The following is a 20,594-nucleotide window of genomic DNA, read 5'->3' as shown; positions in this document are numbered from 1 at the left end:
AGTACCTACAGCAGTCCCTTCCAACCCGCCGCGAGCGGGTTTTTTCATTTCTAGGAGATTCACAATGGCAGCAACATCCTTCTTCCACGGCGTAACCGTCACCCTGGTCGACACCGGCCCACGCTCGATCGCCACGCCGTCCAGCTCCGTGATCGGCCTGGTCGACACCTACACCCCGGGCGCCGGCTTGGCCGCGCCGAACACGCCGGTGAAGATCACCTCGCTGCGCGAAGCGGCGGCGGCCTTCGGCACCGGTAGCGCCATCTACCAGTCGCTGCGCGCCATCTACGCCCGCACCAGCGCGGTGGTGGCCGCCGTCGGCGTGGCCAAGGCGGCCGACGCTGCCGCGCAGACCACCGCCATCATCGGCGGCGTGACCGCGCAGGGCGCCCGCACCGGCCTGCAGGCGCTGCTCGACGCCAAGTCCGTCCTGGGCCTGCATCCGCGCCTGCTGGCCGCGCCCGGCCACTCCTCGGCCAAGGCGGTGGCGACTGAAATGGACGGCATCGCCAGCAAGCTGCGCGCTATCGCCGTCATCGACGGCCCCAACACTGACGACGATGCAGCAATCGCCCATGCGCTGAACTTTGGCAGCAAGCGCCTGTACATGGTGGACCCCGGCGTGCGCGTGTGGGACACCGCGACCAGCAAGGACATCGACGCGCCGGCGTCGGCCGCCGCTGCCGGCCTGTTCGCTTGGACCGACGCCGAACACGGCTTCTGGGTTTCGCCGTCCAACAAGGAACTGGTGGGCATCACCGGCACCAAGCGCCCGGTCGAGTTCCTGGACGGCGACGCCACCTGCCGCGCCAACCTGCTGAACCAGGCCAACATCGCCACCATCATCCGCGACGGCGGCTTCCGCCTGTGGGGCAACCGCACGCTGTCGGCCGATCCGAAGTGGGCCTTCGTCACCCGCGTGCGCACTACCGACATGGTGATGGACGCGATCCTGTATGCCCACAAGTGGGCGGTGGACCGCGGCATCACCAAGACCTACGTGAAGGACGTGACCGAGGGCCTGAACGCCTTCATGCGCGACCTGCGCAACGCCGGCTGCATCATCAACTTCGAGGTCTACGCCGACCCCGAGCTGAACTCCGCCAGCCAGCTGGAGCAGGGCAAGGTGTACTGGAACATCCGCTTCACCGACGTGCCGCCGGCCGAGAACCCGAACTTCCGCGTCGAGGTGACCAACCAGTGGGTCGCCGAAGTGCTGGACGCATCGAACTAATCAACCCCCGACTACTACAAGGACCACAACATGATTCCTCAGACTCTCTACAACTTCAACCTGTTCGTCGACGGTAACTCCTATGCAGGCGTGGCCAGCCAGGTCACCCTGCCCAAGCTGAAGGTGAAAACCGAAGACTACCGCGCCGGCGGCATGGACGCCCCGGTCAAGATGGACATGGGCCTGGAGGCCATGGACGCAGCCTTCTCCATGACCGGCGTGGCCAAGGACGTGCTGAAGTTCTTCGGCCTGTCCGACCAGAACAGCTTCAACGGCAGCTTCCGCGGCGCCTTCAAGAACCAGAAGGGTGAAGTGGTGGCGGCCGTGGCCACCTTCCGCGGCCTGCTGCAGGAAGTGGACATGGGCGACTGGAAGACCGGCGAGAAGGGCGAAACCAAGTACAGCGTGGGCTGCAGCTACTACAAGCTGGAGATCGACGGTGCGCCCGTGATCGAGATCGATCCGGTGGCGGGCATCCGCATGGTCAACGGCCAGGATCAGCTGGCCGGCGTGCGCGCGGCGCTGGGCCAGTAAGCGCTTTGCATTTTAGTTAAAACCAGGCCCGGCCTGAGTGCCGGGCTTTTTCATTTCAAGGATCACCATGGACCACAACACCATCCCCGCCTGGCTGCGCCCAGGCACCGACGCGATCACCATTACGCTGTCGCGCCCTGAGTCGTTCAATGGCGTGAAGACCAACCAGCTGGTGCTGCGCGCACCCACCGTGCGCGACATGCGCGGTGCGCAGAAGATGCACCCGAACGACGTGGAAGAGCGCGAGCTGGCGCTGTTCGCCAGCCTGGCGCAAGCGGCGCCGGCGGACCTGGAGCAGCTCAAGCTGACCGATTACAACCGCATCCAGGAAGCCTATTTTCGCCTGGTATCCGATGCTGCAGGTGACGCCGCCGCAGTTGCGCAGCCTGGCGCGGCGCCTGGCGCGTGAGTACGCCTTCCAGCCATCGGAGATCGACGGCATGACGCTGGAAGACATTGTGTGGTGGCTGGAAGACGATGGCAAGGAAGGAGGGCAGTAGAAGATGGCCGATAAAGTGGAATTGAATGTGCTGTTCAAAGCCGTGATCGACCCCACGCTGGGGCGCGCTTTTGCAGACGTGGAAGGGCAGGTGGCGCGGCTGCGGCGCCAGGCGGAGGCGCTGGCCAAACAGGAAGAGCAGCTGAGCCGCAGTCCGCTCAGGCTCAGTCTCGCGTCGAAAGGCTTGCAATGGAAGGCGGATGGCTTCGAGCGCATGGGCAAGAGCCTGGAGCAGGGCAAGGCTGCCGTGGGCGACATGGCCACGCTGTGGAAAGCGCTTTCCGAACCGGTGAAGATTTCGGCGGACTACCAGGCCATCGTCAACGACGTGGGGCCGCTGGTGGGCAAGCAGACTGCCGCCGAAAAGAAGGCGTTCGGCGATCAACTGGCCGCCGCCGCGCGCGCCAACGGCATCGACCGCGACGAACTGGCCAGGGCGGCCGGCAAGCTGGCGTCCGGTGGCGCGCAAGGCGCGGGCATCCTGGATGAGGCCAGGTTGCTGTCCATCTTCTCGGTGGGCCAGGGCGTGTCCGCCGGCGATACGGCGGCGTTGATGAACGCGCTGCGCAAGACCTCGGGCGCAAAAGACGGTGCCATCACGCAGGCCGCCATGCGGGCGGCGCTGACATCGGTGGCCCAGCTGAGCGGCGGGGAGTTCGGCGCGGAAGAGCTGGCGAAGCACCTGCCTGCGCTGCTGATGGAAATGAAGAAGCTGGGCATCACCGGGCAGGAAGCGGTGCTGAAGTCGGTCGCCCTGCTGAATGAGCAGGCTAAGACTGCGGCCACGTCGGATGACGCGGCCAAGGGCGCGAAGGAGGTGCTGGCCAAGCTGGGCGCGCGCGCAACGAAGGCGTCGGGGGAGTATCCGCCTGTTCCCGATGGGGTGCTGGCGCGGAATTACCTGAACAAACTGCCCGGCCAGGAGGTCAAGCCCGATGCGGGCCGGTTAGGCAACGATCAGCAGGACAAACGCGGCCAGTCGAAAGAGCTTTGGGCGGACCTGGACCGCTCCGTCAACGAGGCCAAGCGCAGCATTGGCGATGCGATCCAGCCGTACAGCGACATGGCTGCGAAGGGCCTGACTGCGCTGACGGATGCGGCGGGCGGTTTTGCCAGGTCGTCGCCGGCTGCGGTGGCGGGCATCGTCGGCATAGTGGGGGCGATCAGCGCGTTCAGGGTGGCAAAGGCCGGATTCGGCATGCTGCGCGGCGCAGGCGAATTCGGCATCGGGACGGTGCTGGGGCGGCTGAAAGTGCCAAGGAACGCTGCCGAGGCGGCAGCGGCAGCGGCCGCTGGTGGGACTGAGCCGGCGGCGGGCGGTGCGCAGAAGGTATTTGTCGTGAACTGGCCCGGCGAGACGATGAGCGCGGGCAGCGCCGCCGGCGATGCGGAGCGTGGTGGATCGAAGAGGAAGGGCAGGAAGAACAGGCAGGCCAGCGCTGGCGCGGCCCGGGCAGGGCTGGGCGGCGGCATCGGCGGCGGCCGCAGTGGCGGGACCGGCGGGAACGGCGGCAGCGCCGGAAGCAGCGCGGCCGCTGGAACCGGGGGCCGACCTGCGGCCGGCGCAGGCAGCCAGGCGGCTGGCGGCGCAGCGGGAGCGCCGGTGCCGGCTCGCGGGCGGGCGGGCATGCTGGACAGGCTGAAGCTGGCGCCAAAGCTGCTGGGGCGCCTCGGCCGGCGCTCGCTGGGCAGCCTGGGGGCAGCCTATGAGGCTTACGAGGTGTTGCGCGGCCCCGGCACGGCCGGGGACAAGGCACGCGGCCTGGGCAAGGTTGGCGGCAGCCTGGCTGGCGGAGCGGCCGGCGCGCAGGCGGGCGCGCTGATCGGCGCCTTTGGCGGCCCGATTGGCGCAGCGGTGGGTGGCTTGATCGGCGGCGGCATCGGCGCGGCCCTTGGTGCGGAAGGCATCGATGCGCTGGGCAATGCCTGGGCCGCACGCCGCAAGCGCAAGGCAGATGGCAGTGACGCACGCAACGGCGCCGGCAACCAGGCAGGCGAGGCGGCGGCCGCCCGCGCATCCGGCGCACCCCGCCTGGGAGGGCGCAGCCTTGCGGTATCGGCCACGGCGGGCATTGCGATGGCTGGCGCCGGCGCGCTGCTTTACGCCGGCATGCGGTCGGCGACCAGGCCGGATGCGCTGCCGGTGCCGCCTGCCGCAGGAGCGCCAGCACAGCCGCACGGCGCATTGGTGCAGGCGCAGGCGCTTGCGGCCGGTGGTGCGGCGGGCAGCGCGGCATCTGCGGGCGGCGCAGCCCAGGCAAGGCCGCCTTCGGTGGCGGCAGCGCCGTCCAATGTCCACTTCAGTCCCACCATTTCCGTCACCGTACAGGGCGACGCCAAGGATCCGCGCCGAATCGCCGAGCAGCTGCTGCCGCATCTGCAGCGCTTGATGGGCCAGTTCCAGGCGCAGCGCCAGCGCGGCAGTCTGTTCGATGTACCTACGTTCTAGAGGGCCATATGAGTATCAAGGAATTAATCAGCAAGGCCACGAGCGAAGTGGCGCGCGCCACCGAGCGTGCCGCGAAGGCGGAAGCGCAGGTGACGAAGAAGCTGGACCAGCAATATCAGAAGCAGGCTGGCCGCATCAGCAAGCTGGCCGACATGGCAGTCGGCCACGTGGATGAGGCGACCAAGCTGGTGACCTCGTCCGCCGCGCTGCTGAACCGCGTGGTGCCGCTGCTGGATGGGGAGGTGATCCAGCGCAGTGTCGGCGTGATGCAGGCGGCGGCGGGCAAGCTGGTGGACAGCAAGATCGCGGCGGTGAAAGGCGCGGCGCTCAAGCTGGAAGGCGCGGTGGGCTGCTTGCAACAGAAGCTCGCGGCGCTGGGCGGCGTGGGCAAGCCGACGGCTGCGCTGGACGCGGTATCCTCGCTGGCGCTGAAGGCGCCGGGCGCCGCCGCCGTGGCTGCAGCGCCGGCCGCAGTGGCGATGAACCATCTGCTGATACTGAACTCGGACGAGGGCGCAAGCTACCACTTCGGGCTGTCTTCCGCCGCCTTCGACAGCCTGCGGCGCCAGAGCACTTTCGGCATCGATGCGGTAACGCGCCTCGGACGGCCCGACGCTATGCAGGCCATGACGCAGGGCGGCGAGACGCTGACGCTGGCCGGCGCGGTCTACGTGGAACGCGACAAGCCGCAGAAGACCGGCGGGACCGGCCCTGTCGAGTCGGACCGCACGCAGCTCAACCAGCTGCGCGCCATCGGCGTGGCACTGAAGCCGTTGCGCCTGACCACCGGCTACGGCGAAGTGCTGGGCCGCTGGTATCTGGTGGCGATAGCCGAAGACCAGAGCGGGCTGCGCATGGACGGCCTGCCGCGCAAGCAAACCTTCAACCTGGAGTTCAAACGCTATGGCGATGACTATAAGAACGTGTGACGGCGACCTGCTGGACACCCTGTGCCATGCGCACTACGGCACCGTGGCCGGCACAGTGGAAGCGGTATACGCGGCCAACCCCGGCCTGGCGGCGCGGCCGCAGCCCTACGCGGCCGGCGTGCTGATACGCCTGCCGGAGCTGCCTGCGCCGCGCAAGGACGTGGTGCAACTGTGGTCGTAAGGAGGCGCCATGCAAGCTGAATTCCAAGTGGTGGCCAACGGCACCGACATCACCCCGCTGCTGCAAGACCGCCTGATCAGCATCGAGCTGACCGACTGCACCGGCCTGGCCAGCGACACCTGCGACATCCACGTCGACGACCGCGACGGCAAGGTGGCGATCCCGCCGCGCGGCGCCACGCTGACGGTGTCGCTGGGCTGGGCCGGCAGCGGCCTGGCTTACCTCGGCACTTACCGCATCGACGAGGTGGTGCTGGACAGTTCGCCCATGACCATGAAGATCCACGGCAAAGGCGTGGACATGCGCCAAGGGGCCAAGAGCCAGCGCTGTCAGGCCTACGAGAACACCACGCTGGCCGCCATCGTGGCGCAGGTGGCGGGGCGGCACGGCTGGCAGGCGGTGTGCCAGGTGACGGCCTCCATTGCGCGCGCCGACCAGCTCAACGAAAGCGACCTGCACTTCATCACGCGCCTGGCGCTGGACCACGGCGCCACGGCGGCGGTGAAGGACGGCAAGCTGCTGGTGATGCCGCGCGGCGGCGGCAAGCGCGCCAGCGGCCAGGCCCTGCCGGCCGTCACGCTGGCGCCCTACATGTTGATCCAGTACCAGTTCACCTATGCCGACCGGGCCAGCGTGGACGCGGTCAAGGCCATCGCGCACGACCCGAAGACCGGCAAGCAGACCCTCGTGGAAGCGGCCAACGGCAGCAAGGTGCCGGGCGGCGGGGCGGTGCACACGGACCGCCGCGTGCACGCCAGCTTGCCGGCGGCCAGGGCGGCCGCCGCGGCCGGGCTGGAAGCGCTGAACCGCAGCACGGCCAAGGGCACGCTGACGCTGGCGGGCCGTGCGGACATCGGCGCCGAGCGGGAGCTGGTCCTGCAGGGCTTCAAGCACGGCGTGGACGGAAGCTACCTGGTGGAGCGCGTGGCGCACAGCTTCGGTAAAAACGGCTGGCAGATGACGCTGTCCATCAACGGCGCCAACGGCGGCAAGGCCGGGGTCGGCCACGGCCCCGGCAAAAAGGGCGGCAAGGCGCTGGTGGCGCCGGCCTAGATCAACTCATTACGAAAGGAACCCCATGGCGGAACCCGCAAGTTCGACTGCGTCGATAGCCATCGCCGCCGGCACCATCACGCTGAGCGGCTCGGTGTTCGGCGTGCAGTATGACGCGCTCCTGGCCGGCTTCTTCGGCGGCCTGGTGTCGCTGTCCTACCTGCCGCCGATGTCGGCGCTGAAGATCGCCAGCACCGTGGCCGGCTCGGCCTTGCTGGCGGGCTTCTTCGCCCCGGTGATCGCGGCGGCGGCGCTGCATTACTTTCCCTGGCTGCACAGCGTGGGCGATTTCATGCGCCTGGCCGGCGGCGCCGGCCTGGGCATCGCCGCGCAGGTGGTGATCCCTGCCGGCCTGAAACGGCTGCGCTCTTTTGTTGGAGGGCCGTAATGCTGCCGGCTATCTATCTCATCGCAGCCCTGGCCATCCTGTGCCACGGGCTGTTCCACACCATCAACCACATGGGCCGCCACACGGAGTTGCCCGCGCGCCTGGGCTGGCTGCTGCTGACCACGGGCGCGCTCGACATCGTGCTGGCGCCGCTGTTCGGCCGCATCGCCTCGCCCAGCTACGGCGACGCGCTGCTGCTGGCCTGGCTGGCCTGGTATTTGCAAGGAGAACGTTCATGATTATTTCCCTGTTGTCCATGCTGGGCGGCGGCCTGCTGCGGCTGCTGCCTGAGCTGTTCGGCTTTCTCAACAAGCGCAGCGACAACGCGCATGAACTGGCCATGCTGGACCGCCAGTTCCAGCTGGAGCAGACACGCGCGGCCAGCCGCCAGGCGCTGGCCGAGTTCCAGGGCGGCGTCGACGAAACGCTGGCGCTGCTGGACGCGCAAAAGTCGGCGTTGCAGGGACAGATGCAGCTGAGCGGCGTCCCCTGGGCAGACGCGCTCAACGTGCTGGTGCGGCCGGTGGCCACCTATTATGTGCTGCTGATGTACGGCCTGGCCAAGCTGGCCATGTTCATGGTGGCGCGCCAGGCCGATATCGGCGGCTGGGAGGCGATCCTGAAAATCTACGACGCCGAGGACCGCGCCATCCTGTCAGGCATCCTGGCGTTCTGGTTCGTCGGCCGCGCGCTCCGCGAGCGCGGCAAGTGACGGCGGCGCTGGAGGAGAGCGGCGCCTTGCCGCTGGCGCTGGACCTGATCCGCCGCTTCGAAGGCTGCCGCCTGCGCGCCTACCGGGACCTGGTGGGCGTGTGGACCATAGGCTGGGGCGAGACGCTGGGCGTGGCCGAGGGCATGGTCTGGAGCCAGCGGCAGGCGGACGCCGAGCTGGAGCGGCGCGTGGCGCAGTTCCTGCTCGGCGTGTTCAAACGCTGCCCGGCGCTGCACCTGGAGCCGCCGCAGCGCGCCGCCGCCTGCGTCTCTCTGGCCTATAACATCGGGCTGGGGGCATTCGGCGCGAGTTCCGTGTGCCGCAAGACCATGGCGCAGGACCTGGCCGGCGCGGCCGAGAGCTTTTTGTTGTGGGACAAGGCTGGCGGGCGCCGCGTGGCCGGGCTGGCGCGGCGGCGCGAGGCGGAGCGGACCCTGTTCCTTATGCCTGTTTAGGTGGCTCGGCTTTGCGCTGGATCAAACCGCGCGGTACGCCGGACTGGAGCGCGCTGGCTATACTGGCTTGACTGGCCGGTGCATGGTGCGCCGCCGCTATCGGAGGCCCCATCATGCGTCCGCACCCGGTGAACAACGGCATCTGGATGATGCTGTCGAAAATCAAGAAGATGGAACAGCGCCTGCGGGTGGCAGGGCTGCCGATGGTGCTGGCGCGCCTGCCGTACTGGCTGCTGGCGCTGCAGTACTGCTACACCATGCAGGCCAAGATGGCGCGCATCGAGCGCATCGCCGTGCGCATCCGCGCGTGGCTGGCCACGGTGCAGGAGCTGTGCGCCAAGGAGGAGGCGAAGACGGAACTGATGGACGTGCGCCAGGCCATGCGCGACGATATCGAGTGCACCAAGCGCACCCTTTGGGACTTGCGCGAAATCTGCATCGACGTGACGCGGCTGTTCGGCAATGTGGGCTACAGCTCGCGCCGGCTTTCGCGCCTGCAGGAGCGGCTGGTCAAGCTGTTGTCGGAGTCCTATGAATCGGCGTCGCAGCTGCAGCAGCTGCTGGCCGAGCATGACGCGGCGGCGCTGGCGCTGCTGCGGCAGATGCAGGAGCCGCCTCAGCCATTGTCTTCGTAGGGCGGGTTAGCGCGCAGGGCGCGCGTAACCCGCCGTGCATCCAAACCCTTCCAGCACGATCTTGCCCTTGGCGCGGTTGCTCTCGATCAGCGCATGGGCGCGCTTCAGGTTAGCGGCGTTGATGCTGCCGTAGCGCTCGCCCAGCGTGGTCTTCAGCACGCCACTGTCCACCAGTTGAGCGACATCGTTCAACAGCGCGTGCTGCTGCGCCATGTCGTCCGTTTCAAACATCGAGCGGGTGAACATGAATTCCCAGTTCAGCGACACGCTCTTGCGCTTGAGCTTGCTCACATCCAGCTGGCCCGGATCGTCGATCAGCCCCAGCTTGCCTTGCGGCGCGATCAGCTCGGCGATGGCGGCAAAGTGCTTGTCGGTCTGGTTCAGCGCGGCCACGTAATTCACCGGCGGCAGGCCGAGGCGCTTGATTTCCTCGTCCAGCGGCTTGCTGTGGTCGATCACATGATGCGCACCCAGCTGCGTCACCCAGTCCGCCGTATCCGGGCGCGAAGCGGTGGCGATAATGGTCAGCCCGGTCAGCTGGCGCGCCAGCTGCACCAGGATGGAGCCGACGCCGCCCGCCGCGCCGATCACCAGCAGCGATTTGCCGCCCGCGCTGTTGCTGCCGTTCCCGCCGCGGCTGACCCCCAGGCGCTCGAACAGCAGTTCCCATGCCGTGATGGCGGTCAGCGGCAGGGCGGCGGCCTTGCCGAAATCGAGGTTCTTCGGCTTGTAGCCCACGATGCGCTCGTCCACCAGGTGCAGTTCGCTGTTGGTGCCGGGGCGGGTCAGCGAGCCGGCGTACCAGACTTCATCGCCCACCTTGAACAGGCTCACGTCCGGGCCGACTGCTTTCACGATGCCGGCGGCGTCCCAGCCGATCACTTTCAATTCGCCGTCCGCCGGCGCAACGTTCTTGCGGATCTTGGTATCGACCGGGTTGACGGACACCGCCTTCACTTCCACCAGCAAGTCGCGCCCCGCCGCTCTCGGCTCGGGCAGTTCGACGTCGATCAGCGCATCGGCGTGGTCGATGGGGTGGGAGGCGCGGTAAGCAACTGCTTTCATGGGGAACTCCTGATGGGTTGTGCATGGGTTTGTGTGATGCGAGTATCATCACTTATTTCGCAGGCGCGAAAAAGAGCGCTTTTAGCGAAACACTTTCAAAGGAATGAAGATAGTGCTGCGGCTCGATGATTTGACGTTGTTCGTGCGGACCGCCGACGAGGGCAGCCTGTCCGCCGCCGCGCGCAGCCTGGAGATTTCGCCGGCGCTGGCCAGTGCCGGCCTGAAGCGGCTGGAGGGGGAGCTGGGGCTGCGGCTGTTCGCGCGCACCACGCGCTCGCTGCGCCTGACGGACGAAGGCGAGCGCTACCTGGTGCACGCGCGCGAGGCGCTGCGGCTGCTGAAAGAGGGTCACGATACGCTGATGCAAGCCAAGGAGATTCCCGGCGGCACCTTGAAAATTGCCATGCCGTCCGACCTGGGCCGCAACATCCTGCTGTACTGGCTGGACAAGTTCCAGGCCCAGTACCCGGGCGTGCATTACCAGATCAGCGTGAGCGACAGGCAGGCCGATATGTACCGCCAGCCGGTGGACATCGCCATCCGCTACGGCAAACAGGAGGACTCAAGCCTGATCGCGATGCCGATTGCGCCGGACAACCGGCGCGTGCTGGTGGCGTCGCCGGACTATATCCGCAAGCATGGCCGCCTGGCCGCGCTGGATGACCTGACGCGCCACAACTGCCTCTGCTACGCGCTAGACGATGTCATCCACAACAACTGGACTTTTCATCCGCCCGGCAGCAAAAAGCCGGTAACGCTGGCCGTGCGCGGCAACCGCTGCGCTGACGACGCCGACCTGGTGCGGCGCTGGGCCGTGGCCGGCCTGGGCATTGCGTATAAATCGAAGATGGACTTGTCGGAGGACTTGCGCAGCGGCAGGCTGCAAGTGCTGTTGCCCGACATCGTGGGCGAACCCACGCCGCTGAACCTGGTCTGCATGCACCGCTCGCAAGTGACGCCGACGGTGCTGCAGCTGCGCGACTTCCTGCGCGCCCAGTACGAGCAGCTGTTTTAGTGCGCCTTGGACAGAATCAGCAGCCAGCGGCGCAGCACCAGGATTTCCAGATGGCCGGCTTGCACGCCGGTATCGCATTCCAGGATGGGGTTAACGGCGTAGAAGCGTTTGCGGAAGTCGCGGCAGACGAGGATTTCGCGTTTGCCGAAGCGCACCAGGAAAGACATCGGGGCATATTCCAGGCCGAAACGGGAGCCGAAACCGCTGTTCAATGTAGTCATGATTCTTCCTTTGGGTCAGTTGAATGTTGATCGAGTGAAGCCACTGTATCACAACTACTGTTGAAAAACACAGTACTGTATGAAAAAACAGGCAAATCAAACAACTGTTGTATTTTTGTGCAGTCAGCCCAGCTTGTCCTCCAGTGCTTCCCATTCATCGCTGCCGCCGGGCCGTACGCGGTGATGCATGTAGACGCCGATCAGGCGGCGCAGGTCGGGGCCCAGCGCCATGTCATTGCGCAGCCGCTCCAGCTCCTGCTGCAACTCGCCGAAGCGGACCGCCAGCGCTGCATCCACCAGCGCGCGCGCCAGCCGGGGCTTGATGGCCGACGCCAGGGCCAGCAGCGCGCGGCATTGCGCCAGTGCGGCGCGGGCAAATACCTCGTGGCTGGCACGCCAGAGGTGCCGCGCCAGGTGGTTCTGCGCGCTCGCGCCCAAGGCATTGGCCTGCTGCGATGAAAGCAGGGTGGACAGTAAATGGGCGGCGCGCGCCGGGTCGGCAAGGGCGCATGCCGACAGGGGCCAGGCATACAGTTTGAGGAAATTCGCCCGCACCGGCTCGGCCAGGCAGAACTGCAGCATGGCATCCGCCACGTCCATCGGCGCGGTCCCTGGCCCGGTCGTCACGGCCTGCAGGGGCATAGCCACGGGCAGCAGGCCGCGCCGCAGCAGCGCCGCGCACGATTCCAGGTAGGCTTCCTTCAGGAAAACGTCCGATTTGCCGAGCAGCCTGCCGCGCGCCAGCAGCCCTTCGGCCAGGCTCACCGCCTGGGCCTGGCTGAGGTTTGCTTCACGGCATATCCAGCGCGCCAGGTGCGCATGGTTGTCCGGCACCGGCTCGCGGGCCAGCAAGTCCAGTGCGTCCGGCGCGGCAGGCAGGCCGCACAGGCCTTCCCGGACCAGCATCGGCAGCGCCTGGACCGCACTGCGGCGCGCTGTGCCGGACTGGCTACGCAGCAGTTTCCACACCGTCTTTTCTATTGTCGCCTGCAAGCGGTCGTCCCGCGCCATCGCCTGGCGCAAGGCATCGGCTGCGCGCAGCAGCTTGCTGCTGTCGCCCGCGAGCACGATCAGGTCCAGGAACTGAGGGAGGTCGGGTATCTCGCTGCCCGGCCTGGCCTCCAGCACCATCGACATCTGAAGCAGCATGGAGTTGATGAACACTTGGCTAACAGGCTCTTCCGCCAGCAGTTGCCGGTAGCAGTTGCCGGCTTCGGCAATATCGGCCTGACTGGCCCTCAGCAGGAAGGACATCAGTTCCGGGCTGCGCCACTCGGCCGTGCTGATGTCTTGCGCGGCAAGCACTGAGTCCAGCTCGGCGGGAGCCAGGTCCGCGTGCCTGAGCATCCAGCAGGCCACTGCCAGTTCGCCTTTCCTGCCGCCGGTGCGCCAGGCGGCAAGCGCCGTGCCGAGCCGTTGCCGCAGGATGGCGGCAAGTTCATCGTCCGGTGCGCCGGCCGTGCCCGGGACGCTTCGCCAGTGGGCCAGCAATGGTCCGACCACCAGCTGCACGCAACGTACTTTCAGGTCTTCATCGGCCAAGGAGTCCAGCCACGACATCAGGCGCTTCAGCGTGCCTGGCGACTGCGCCGGGGCGGTCTCCGGACTGCCGAACAGCCAATCCCGCAGCGCCAGCAAGTGCAGCTTGCATTCCACCTCGGCGCTCGGCAGCGGGGCCAGCAGTTCTTCAATCGTGCGCGCTTGCAGGCGCCACTGGCCGGCCCACAGCGCGCCGTAGGCGGCCGCTGTCGGCAGGGGCCGCGAACCGCTGATGGCGAGTTTCCAGCGGGGGCGTCCGGCTTGCGTGAGCGCGATGAAGCCGGCGATCGCTTGCGGCGTGCCTTTCGCCACCGAGGCGAAGATCAGGTCGGCACTCACCAGCCTGGTTCGCTTGCCCAGCGCCGCGTCCAGGCAGTCCTTCATCAACAGGGCGGCGGCTTGCTGCTGCGCGCCGGCCTGCAGCCAGATGGTGGCCAGCACGTCGAGGAACCAGTTGGGGAACTCGTCGCTGCGCGTGTGCTTGCTGAACGCATAGGTCTTGATGTTGTGCTGCGTGACGAAATCCAGCACGGCTGCCGGGAACGGCGTGGCCAGCGCGGCCAGCAGGCGCATCAGGTGCTTGCGGACGCGCAATGTGCCCGACAGCCAGAAGCGTTCGAGCAGCCGCCACAATTCCGCGTGGCGGCTGGCCGGCATATTGGCCGCGTAGCGCAGGAATTCGACCCGCATGACTTCGGCGGTCTGTTTCCGGGAGAAATAGTCGAGCACGACGGTACTGTCGGACGAGTCGCACTGTTTCAGCTCGCAGTAGACGCGCAGGGCAATGCCCTGGTCGGCCATGTCATCGCTGTCCAGCAGGGTGCGCCAGCAGTTGCGCGCGCTGGCGCGCTGTGGCGGCCGGGCGCCGCCGGCCAGCGCAAGCCGCAGCGTCTGCAGCAGTATGGGCTTGAGAAACAGGTCGTCCTGGCGCGCTGCGCAACGCTGTTGCATCAGGCCGACGGCATCATCGGGGAGCAGCCGCAGCAAGGCGCGGGCGGCAGCGTGCTCGAAAAAGGTCTGGTGGAAGAAGCTGACGCTGCCGTCGTGGCCTACATGCAGCAGGCCTCGGTGGCGCAGCGACTGCGCCGATTGCCGGGGGAGCTGCCACCTGTCCAGCTCGTCCTCCACCTGCCTGGCGTCCAGTTCCAGCGTGCCGCGACAGAGCATGAGCGCGGCAATGCGGTGTGCGGCGTCGGACAGATCGGCGCCGGACGCCGCCGCGTCGATGTCGTCTGCCCGCACCGAGCGGCGGTCCGAGCTGACGCGGTAGCGCCAGTAATCCTGGTACAGGCTGGCCATGTCGATCTCATCGGGAATGGCGTCGGGCGCATAGATTTCAAACAGCATGCGCAGCGTCAGCGGCACCGAACACACGTCCCTGATCGGCCTGCGCAAGGCGATATCGTGCCTGGCCTTGTTGAGCGCGGCGCCGTAGTGCTTCCCGTACACCGCCAGGGCGCAGTCGAGTTCCTCGTCGTCGTAAGCGCCCAGGATGAAGGCGGCATGCGGGCACTGGACCGCATCGATGCGGCCCGCTTCCTGCGGCCGGGTACTCAGCACCACGATGGCGCCGGTATCGCTCAGCAAGGCCAGCTTGCTGTTCAGCAGGATGGCGCCGTCCTCCTTGCGCAGCAGCAGGTCGGCGGTGTCGATCAGGATGAGCGGCACGCGGCCTTCTTCCTGCGCCAGCGCGCAGGCGCGCCACAGGCGGTCGCCTGCCACGCTGACCGATGAACCGGCGTCGCGCAGCCAGGAGGCCCTGAGCAGCAAGGCGCGGACATCGCTGCGCTGCCGGTAGTGGCTGTGCAGCCACCATTGCAGCGACGTCTTGCCGTGGCCCGCTTCGCCGCTCAGGACCAGCAGCCGTGGCGCTTCCCCGTCGCCGGCCAGCAGCGCGTCGATGCGTTGCTGGATAAGCCGGCCCTGCTTGCGCGGCACGAACAGGCCGTCTTCCAGCCGCAGCTCCTGGTGCGCGCTGCCACTGCCGGCGACGCCGATTTCAGCGGCAAGGCTGTCCGACAGGGCCGCCAACTCCCTGGTCTCGCTGACCCGTGCTTGCCGCAGCGAAATCAATTCCAGCAGCTGGGCGCGCAGCTGGTGGGTGGGCACCGGGGTGCTGCTGGCCTGGGACAGTAGCAGTTGCAGCTGGGCTTGCCGCAGCACGCGTTTGCCTGCGGCCGTCTGCAGCACGGTCCGGATCACCTCCCATATCATGACGGTGAACAGGCGTGGCGCGTCCGCCGGCAGCCACTGGCCGTTGGCGTTGCCCAGCGCGGCCAGCCGCTCGATGGCGTCGCGCTCGATGTTGCCCAGGTCCGGCTGGCCGCAGTCCCAGCTGATGTTGCGCAGCAGTGCCTGCGGCAGCCGCTGCGGCGTGATGGCGTTCAGGCCTGCCTGCGTGTCCGCTTTCAGTGGCAGGTTGACCAGCAATGCGTGCAGCGTGGCCAGCTTGGCCTGATCGGGCTGCGCTGCGGCGGCCGCCTCGGTCCAGAACGCCAGCGTGGCCTGGCCGCAGATGCGGTGGCTGGGGTCTTTTTCCTTCGTCACCACTGCCGTGGTCATGAAGCGCATGCGCACCGTGCGTCCCGGGTTGTGCTTGACCAGGTAGAAGTAGTTGTCGATGGCGTCACGCACATCGCCCGTGTTGATGGTGACGGTGCTGTCGGTCACGTCCTTGATCTGGCACGCCGTCACTGCGCCGGACAGGGCCACCGCGTAGTCCTCCGCCACTTCCAGGTGCAGCTCGGCGTTGGGTGGCAGCTCCAGCCAGGCCAGGCAGCTTGCGTACAGCTGGTAGACATAGCCCCTCAGGGAAGCGATGGCCTGCCGGGCGGGGTCGCCGTGCAAGGCGGGCAGTGCGGCAGGTGCGGAAACCGGGCCGGTATTCGGGGTTGGCATGGAGCGGGGCGGAAGTCGCGGAGCGATTATTGTAATTGCATTGTGGAATGGAATGATAGGGCAGCGCACTGCTGAATGCGCGCTGCGGCGCGTTCGCGATAAGATGCGGGGGAACACGAGGAGAAACCGATATTTTGACCCGACTGATACCAGCCGCCGTGGTGCGCTTCGTCGAAGCACGCCTGACCCCCGGTGGCGAATTCGGACTGCACCTGACCGCCGGCGCGGCACTGATGATGGCGGCCGTTGCAGCCTTCGGCGAGGTGGCCGAGGACGTTGCCGAGAACGACGGCGTGGCGGCGTTCGACCAGCACGTATCGACCTGGATGCACGTGAACGGTCAGGAACCGTACACCAGCATCATGTGGCTGTTCACCCATCTGCACAGCGTGGCAGGCGTGTGCCTGCTGGTGGCGCTGGCGGGAGCCTTCTTCTGGCGCCGCGCCGCGCTGCACGGACGCTACTGGCTGCTGGCGCTGGTCTTGTCGGTGCCGGGCGGCATGCTGCTGAACGTCGTCCTCAAGCACATCTACCAGCGCGCCCGCCCCGTGTTCGAGGAACCCCTGCTCACGCTGGCCACTTACAGCTTTCCCAGCGGCCACACGGTGGCGGCCACGCTGTTCTGGGGCGTGGTGGCCAGCTACGCGGTGATGACGGCGCAGCGCTGGCGCGTGCGCTGCGCGGTGGTGGCGGGCGCCACGCTGATGGTGGCGCTCACCGGCATCAGCCGCATCTACCTCGGGGCCCACTATCCGAGCGACGTGCTGGGGGCCATGGTGGAGGGCTGCGGCTGGCTCGCGGTGTGCATCACCGGGTGTTCAACCTTGCGCCGCAGACAGGCCTCGCGGGCCGCGCGGCCCGGCCCGGCAGATACCCGGAAAGGATAAGCGTGGCGACCGTGGTTCCCGTCATTGTCAACGCCGGCGCAGGCCTGGGCTATTGCGGCGAGTTTTCGCAGCGGCTGCTGGCCAGGTTCGCCGTGCATGGCTACCTGGCCGACATCACGCTGGCGCAAAGCGGCGAGCAGATGATTGCCGCCGCGAAGGCGGCCGTGGCATCGGGCGCGCGGCTGGTGGTGGCGGGCGGCGGCGACGGCACCATCAACGCCGTGGCCTCGGTGTTGGCGGGCACCGACGTGGCCTATGGCGTGCTGCCGCTGGGTACCCTGAACCACTTCGCCAAGGACTTGAACATCCCGCTCGACCTGGACCAGGCCATCGCCACCATTGCCACCGGCGGCCACGTGCGGGTGGACGTGGGCGAGGTGAACGGCCGCATCTTCCTCAACAACTCCAGCCTCGGCCTGTATCCCGACATTGTGCGCGACCGCGAGAAGCAGCAGAGCCGCCTGGGCCGGGGCAAGTGGCTGGCATTCGCCTGGGCCGCGCTGGCGGCGCTGCGGCGCTATCCCTTCCTGAATGTGCGCCTGAGCGTAAACGGCGAAGAGCACGCGCGGCGCACGCCCTTTGTTTTCATCGGCAACAACGAATACCGGATGCAGGGCTTGAACATCGGCGCGCGCGAGCGCATCGATAGCGGTATGCTGAGCCTGTACGTGGCGCAGCGGCCCAGCCGCCTGGGCCTGGTGCGCCTGGCCTGGCACGCGCTCACCGGCACCCTGGCGCAGCAGCGCGACTTCGACGTGCTGCTGGCCACCGAGCTGGAGATCGGCACCCGCAAGAGCCTCAAGCACGGCAACGCCCGCATCCACGTGGCGACCGACGGCGAAGTCACCGTCATGCAGGCGCCGCTGTCCTACCGCATGCGCGCAGGCGCATTGACAGTGGTGGTACCCAAATAAAGGAGAAAGCCATGCGTACCCTGGTGCATTTATCGGACCTGCATTTCGGCCGCGTCGACGAGGCACTGCTGGCGCCGCTCAAGGCGCGCGTGGAAGCTTTGCAGCCGCATGTGGTGGTGGTGTCGGGCGACCTGACCCAGCGTGCCCGCAGCGCCCAGTTCAAGGCCGCGCGGGCCTGGCTGGACACCTTGCCGGGGCCGCAGATCGTGGTGCCGGGCAACCACGACATTCCGCTCTACAACATCGCGGCGCGCTTTTTCACGCCGCTGGTGAAGTACCGCCGCCACATGACCGCCAACCTGGCGCCGGAGTACGTGGACGATGAAATTGCCGTGCTGGGCATGAACACTGCGCGCTCGCTGACCTTCAAGGACGGCCGCGTCAACCGCGAGCAGGTGGACCGGCTGCGCCAGCGCTTCAATGCGCTGCCCGACGGCTTGACGCACGTGGTGGTGACCCACCATCCTTTCGACCTGCCCGACAATTTCGACGAGGACGACCTGGTGGACCGCGCGCCCATGGCCATGGCGGCGTTTTCCGATTGCGGCGTGGACCTGCTGCTGGCGGGCCACCTGCATTCCAGCCACGCGGGCAACAGCGCGCACCGCTACAAGATTCCCGGCTACGCGGCGCTGGTGGTGCAGGCTGGCACTGCCACCTCCACCCGCAAGCGCGGCGAGGAAAACTCCTTCAACGCCATCCGCGTGGAACCTGGACGGCTGACGGTGGAGCGCTACAGCTGGCAGCCAGCGCTGGCCAGCTTCGAGCTGGCCAGCAGCGAGGTGTTTTGCCGCCAGGGGGACGTGTGGGCGTCCACCCGTCCCGCCGCGAAGTAGCGCGCCTGGCTTAGAACCTGTAGCGCACGGTCAGCTGCGCCGAACGCGGCGCGCCGGGCAGGCTGAGGAACTTGCTGGAACCGTGGCCGGCCGCGATGTAGCCGCGGTCCAGCAGGTTCATCACGTTCAGCTGCACCTCCACCGCCTTGGCCCGGTAGTAGGCCATGGCGTCCACCGTGGTGTAGCCGGCCAGCGAAACCGTGTTGCCCGGATTGGCGAAGCGCTCGCCGACGTAGTTCAGGCCGGCGCCGGCGCCCCAGGTGCTGTTGAAGGCCTTGCTCAGCCAGACGTTGACGCTGTGGCGCGGCGTGAGCGTGGCACGCTTGCCCTGCACGAACTGGCCGTCATCCTTGGCGATGGAGGCGATCATGGTGGCGTCCAGCCAGGAGTAGCCGGACCAGGCCTGCCAGCCCTGGCCCAGGTCGCCCGCGAAGGTCAATTCCAGGCCGTCGGTGCGCTGGGTGCCCATGGGGATGATCTTGTTGGTGCCCGGATCGGTGGCCTTGATATGGTCGCGCTGCAGGCGGAACACGGCGGCGGTCAGCGAGGCGCGGCCGCCCAGCAGGTCGAACTTGGCGCCCAGTTCCTTGTTCACCGTTTGTTCCGGCGCCATTTCCGCATTGTTGGCGGCCAGCGCGAAGGTCTCGCCGGACGGCTGGTAGGACTTGCTGAACGAGGCGTAGTAGGACTGCAGGGCGTCGGGCTGGTACACCAGGCCCGCGCGCGGGCTCCAGGTGCTGTCGGTGCGCGCCAGGTTGGGCTGGTTCACGCGGCGCTCGGTAGTCTTCTGCTCGAATCGGTCGTAGCGCACGCCGGCCAGCGCCTTCCAGTTGGCTGCCAGGGTCACCTGGTCCTGCACGTAGCCGCTGCTCACGTCGAACCTGGACAGGTTGTTGGCGGTGGGCGCGCCGCCGGCGGTGAAGGGCACGGCTGGCGACACGGGATTGAACAGCGATACCGTGGCCACATTGGTCTGCGAGCGGTTCAGCACTTCCTTGTCCTGCCGGCCGAACTCCACGCCGTACAGGATCTGGTGCTGCATGCCGGCCAGTTCAGCCTTCTGTACCAGTTCGGTCTGGTTGAAATAGCCGTCCTCGGCGCGGTACACGTTGCCGCGCGTGAGCGAGGCGGTCTTCGCGGCCTCGTTGACCGAGCCCACCAGGGTGTTGTTGCGGTCCAGCGTGTAGTCGTAGTAGCGGAAGGCGTTGCGCAGCTTGAGCGTGCCGCTGAAGGCGTGTTCCAGCACGAAGCCGGCCGCTTTCACGCGCGCCTCGCTGAAGTCGTTGTCCTTCGCGTTGGCGGCGCCGTAGTAGGTGCCCGGCGCCACGTCCACCACGCGGCCCTGGTAGGAAGGGATGCCGAAGTCGGTGACGCGCTTGTCGTGCAGGTATTCGGCCTGCAGCAGCAGGGTGGTGGCGGCGCCCAGCTTGAACAGCACCGACGGCGCCAGTGCCTGGCGTTCCAGGAACTGCTGGTCGCGGTAGCTGTCGGCGTCCTCCACCGCGCCGGTCACGCGGAACGATACCTCGGTGCCGTTACCCGTATCGGGCAGCTTGCGGCCCAGGTCGAATTCGCCGCGCTTTTGGGCCCAGCTACCCACCTGCAGCGACACTTCGCTGATGTCCACGCCCGGCTTTTTCGTCACGCGGTTGATCAGGCCGCCCGACGAACCGCGCCCGTACAGCACGGCGGCCGGGCCTTTCACCACTTCCAGCTGCTCGATGTTGGAGAGGTCGCGGAAGTAGAGGGCGTCGTCGCGCATGCCGTCGATGAACTGGTCGGCGATGGCGGAGAAGCCGCGGATGGTCACCTGGTCGCGCTGGCCGTCGCCGTGCGACATGCCGACGCCCGGCACCGCTTTGAGGGCGTCATTGATCGAGCGCACGCCCTGGTCGCGCAGCAGCGCTTGCGGGATCACGTTCACGGTTTGCGGAATGTCGCGCAGCGGCGCGTCGGTCTTGGTAGCGCTGGACGACTTGGCGGGATTGTAGCCCTCGGCGTCGGCGCTGCCCACGACGGTCACGGTCTGCATCACGCTGTCGGCCGCGTCGGCGATCTGGGCCTGCGAGAGCGCAGGGAAGGTCAGTGCCAGCAGCAGCGCCAGCGGGGTTTTCTTGATTGCCATAGGGGTCCTCGAATGTACTGAAATA

General features: G+C 67.4%; 20 protein-coding genes. 16 read left to right on the top strand and 4 right to left on the bottom strand.

Annotated features, from left to right (window positions below; genetic code table 11):
- The first annotated feature begins 64 nt into the window (after nucleotides 1-64).
- The 12 genes from ASC94_RS30635 to ASC94_RS30580 all read left to right on the top strand — a co-directional run bounded on the left by ASC94_RS30635 (nucleotide 65) and on the right by ASC94_RS30580 (nucleotide 9,069).
- Nucleotides 65-1,234, top strand: coding sequence for a phage tail sheath family protein (locus ASC94_RS30635; protein WP_056405097.1), 1,170 nt, complete (start codon nucleotides 65-67; stop codon nucleotides 1,232-1,234).
- Between the two features lie 30 nt (nucleotides 1,235-1,264).
- Complete coding sequence (locus tag ASC94_RS30630) at nucleotides 1,265-1,768, top strand: phage major tail tube protein (RefSeq protein ID WP_056405095.1); 504 nt, start codon at nucleotides 1,265-1,267, stop codon at nucleotides 1,766-1,768.
- Between the two features lie 67 nt (nucleotides 1,769-1,835).
- Nucleotides 1,836-2,177 (top strand): phage tail assembly protein, encoded by a 342-nt coding sequence (locus ASC94_RS30625; protein WP_056405093.1) that lies wholly within the window; start codon nucleotides 1,836-1,838, stop codon nucleotides 2,175-2,177.
- Between the two features lie 94 nt (nucleotides 2,178-2,271).
- Nucleotides 2,272-4,716, top strand: a complete 2,445-nt coding sequence (locus ASC94_RS30620) for a phage tail tape measure protein (RefSeq protein WP_056405091.1) — start codon at nucleotides 2,272-2,274, stop codon at nucleotides 4,714-4,716.
- Between the two features lie 8 nt (nucleotides 4,717-4,724).
- On the top strand, nucleotides 4,725-5,645 hold the full coding sequence (locus ASC94_RS30615; protein ID WP_056405089.1) for a phage tail protein: 921 nt from the start codon (nucleotides 4,725-4,727) through the stop codon (nucleotides 5,643-5,645).
- Nucleotides 5,620-5,826, top strand: a complete 207-nt coding sequence (locus tag ASC94_RS30610) for a tail protein X (RefSeq protein ID WP_056405087.1) — start codon at nucleotides 5,620-5,622, stop codon at nucleotides 5,824-5,826. The genes ASC94_RS30615 and ASC94_RS30610 overlap by 26 nt, the downstream gene beginning before the upstream one ends.
- 9 nt (nucleotides 5,827-5,835) lie before the next feature.
- Nucleotides 5,836-6,879, top strand: coding sequence for a phage late control D family protein (locus ASC94_RS30605; protein WP_056405084.1), 1,044 nt, complete (start codon nucleotides 5,836-5,838; stop codon nucleotides 6,877-6,879).
- A gap of 25 nt (nucleotides 6,880-6,904) precedes the next feature.
- A complete protein-coding gene (locus ASC94_RS30600; protein WP_056405081.1) occupies nucleotides 6,905-7,267 on the top strand; it encodes a hypothetical protein in 363 nt (120 codons plus the stop codon).
- Nucleotides 7,267-7,506, top strand: a complete 240-nt coding sequence (locus ASC94_RS30595) for a hypothetical protein (protein WP_056405080.1) — start codon at nucleotides 7,267-7,269, stop codon at nucleotides 7,504-7,506. The genes ASC94_RS30600 and ASC94_RS30595 overlap by 1 nt, the downstream gene beginning before the upstream one ends.
- Complete coding sequence (locus ASC94_RS30590) at nucleotides 7,503-7,979, top strand: hypothetical protein (protein WP_056405078.1); 477 nt, start codon at nucleotides 7,503-7,505, stop codon at nucleotides 7,977-7,979. Before ASC94_RS30595 ends, ASC94_RS30590 begins: the two co-directional genes overlap by 4 nt.
- The gene (locus ASC94_RS30585; RefSeq protein WP_056405076.1) at nucleotides 7,976-8,434 is read left to right on the top strand and encodes a lysozyme; all 459 of its coding nucleotides are present in this window, start codon (nucleotides 7,976-7,978) and stop codon (nucleotides 8,432-8,434) included. Before ASC94_RS30590 ends, ASC94_RS30585 begins: the two co-directional genes overlap by 4 nt.
- Before the next feature lie 113 nt (nucleotides 8,435-8,547).
- Nucleotides 8,548-9,069: a hypothetical protein gene (locus ASC94_RS30580; RefSeq protein ID WP_082616945.1), complete on the top strand. Its 522-nt coding sequence runs from the start codon at nucleotides 8,548-8,550 to the stop codon at nucleotides 9,067-9,069.
- 6 nt (nucleotides 9,070-9,075) lie between these two features.
- On the opposite strand, the gene ASC94_RS30575 is transcribed toward ASC94_RS30580, so the two are convergent.
- Nucleotides 9,076-10,134 carry a zinc-binding alcohol dehydrogenase family protein gene (locus ASC94_RS30575; protein WP_056405074.1) on the bottom strand — a complete coding sequence of 353 codons (1,059 nt, stop codon included), beginning with the start codon at nucleotides 10,132-10,134 and terminating at the stop codon, nucleotides 9,076-9,078.
- 103 nt (nucleotides 10,135-10,237) lie between these two features.
- On the opposite strand from ASC94_RS30575, the gene ASC94_RS30570 reads away from it, so the two are divergent.
- The gene (locus ASC94_RS30570; RefSeq protein WP_082616944.1) at nucleotides 10,238-11,149 is read left to right on the top strand and encodes a LysR family transcriptional regulator; all 912 of its coding nucleotides are present in this window, start codon (nucleotides 10,238-10,240) and stop codon (nucleotides 11,147-11,149) included.
- On the opposite strand, the gene ASC94_RS30565 is transcribed toward ASC94_RS30570, so the two are convergent.
- Together ASC94_RS30565 and ASC94_RS30560 are read right to left on the bottom strand one after the other, a co-directional pair.
- Entirely contained in the window at nucleotides 11,146-11,370 is a 225-nt protein-coding gene (locus ASC94_RS30565) for a hypothetical protein (RefSeq protein WP_056405072.1), read from the bottom strand. The two genes, ASC94_RS30570 and ASC94_RS30565, sit on opposite strands and share 4 nt — an antisense overlap.
- 123 nt (nucleotides 11,371-11,493) lie before the next feature.
- Nucleotides 11,494-15,807: a hypothetical protein gene (locus ASC94_RS30560; protein ID WP_157201652.1), complete on the bottom strand. Its 4,314-nt coding sequence runs from the start codon at nucleotides 15,805-15,807 to the stop codon at nucleotides 11,494-11,496.
- A 134-nt stretch (nucleotides 15,808-15,941) separates the two neighbouring features.
- Here ASC94_RS30560 and ASC94_RS32900 point away from each other — a divergent pair, with 134 nt between their 5' ends.
- From ASC94_RS32900 to ASC94_RS30545, 3 genes are read left to right on the top strand one after another with little or no spacing between them, the layout of a single operon-like run.
- Nucleotides 15,942-16,694, top strand: a complete 753-nt coding sequence (locus ASC94_RS32900; protein WP_229417456.1) for a phosphatase PAP2 family protein — start codon at nucleotides 15,942-15,944, stop codon at nucleotides 16,692-16,694.
- Between the two features lie 2 nt (nucleotides 16,695-16,696).
- Nucleotides 16,697-17,608, top strand: coding sequence for a diacylglycerol kinase family protein (locus tag ASC94_RS32895; RefSeq protein ID WP_229417455.1), 912 nt, complete (start codon nucleotides 16,697-16,699; stop codon nucleotides 17,606-17,608).
- Between the two features lie 11 nt (nucleotides 17,609-17,619).
- Complete coding sequence (locus ASC94_RS30545) at nucleotides 17,620-18,444, top strand: metallophosphoesterase (protein WP_056405069.1); 825 nt, start codon at nucleotides 17,620-17,622, stop codon at nucleotides 18,442-18,444.
- Between the two features lie 10 nt (nucleotides 18,445-18,454).
- Here the strand turns inward: ASC94_RS30545 and ASC94_RS30540 are convergent, their stop codons facing one another.
- Nucleotides 18,455-20,569: a TonB-dependent siderophore receptor gene (locus ASC94_RS30540; protein ID WP_056405068.1), complete on the bottom strand. Its 2,115-nt coding sequence runs from the start codon at nucleotides 20,567-20,569 to the stop codon at nucleotides 18,455-18,457.
- Nucleotides 20,570-20,594 lie beyond the last annotated feature (25 nt).

Origin of the sequence: Massilia sp. Root418 (genome assembly GCF_001425265.1) — a bacterium.
In the GTDB taxonomy this organism is placed as follows: domain Bacteria; phylum Pseudomonadota; class Gammaproteobacteria; order Burkholderiales; family Burkholderiaceae_D; genus Rugamonas.
Note: the sequence above shows the minus strand (reverse complement) of the source record. Positions and strands in the feature narration are given on the sequence as shown.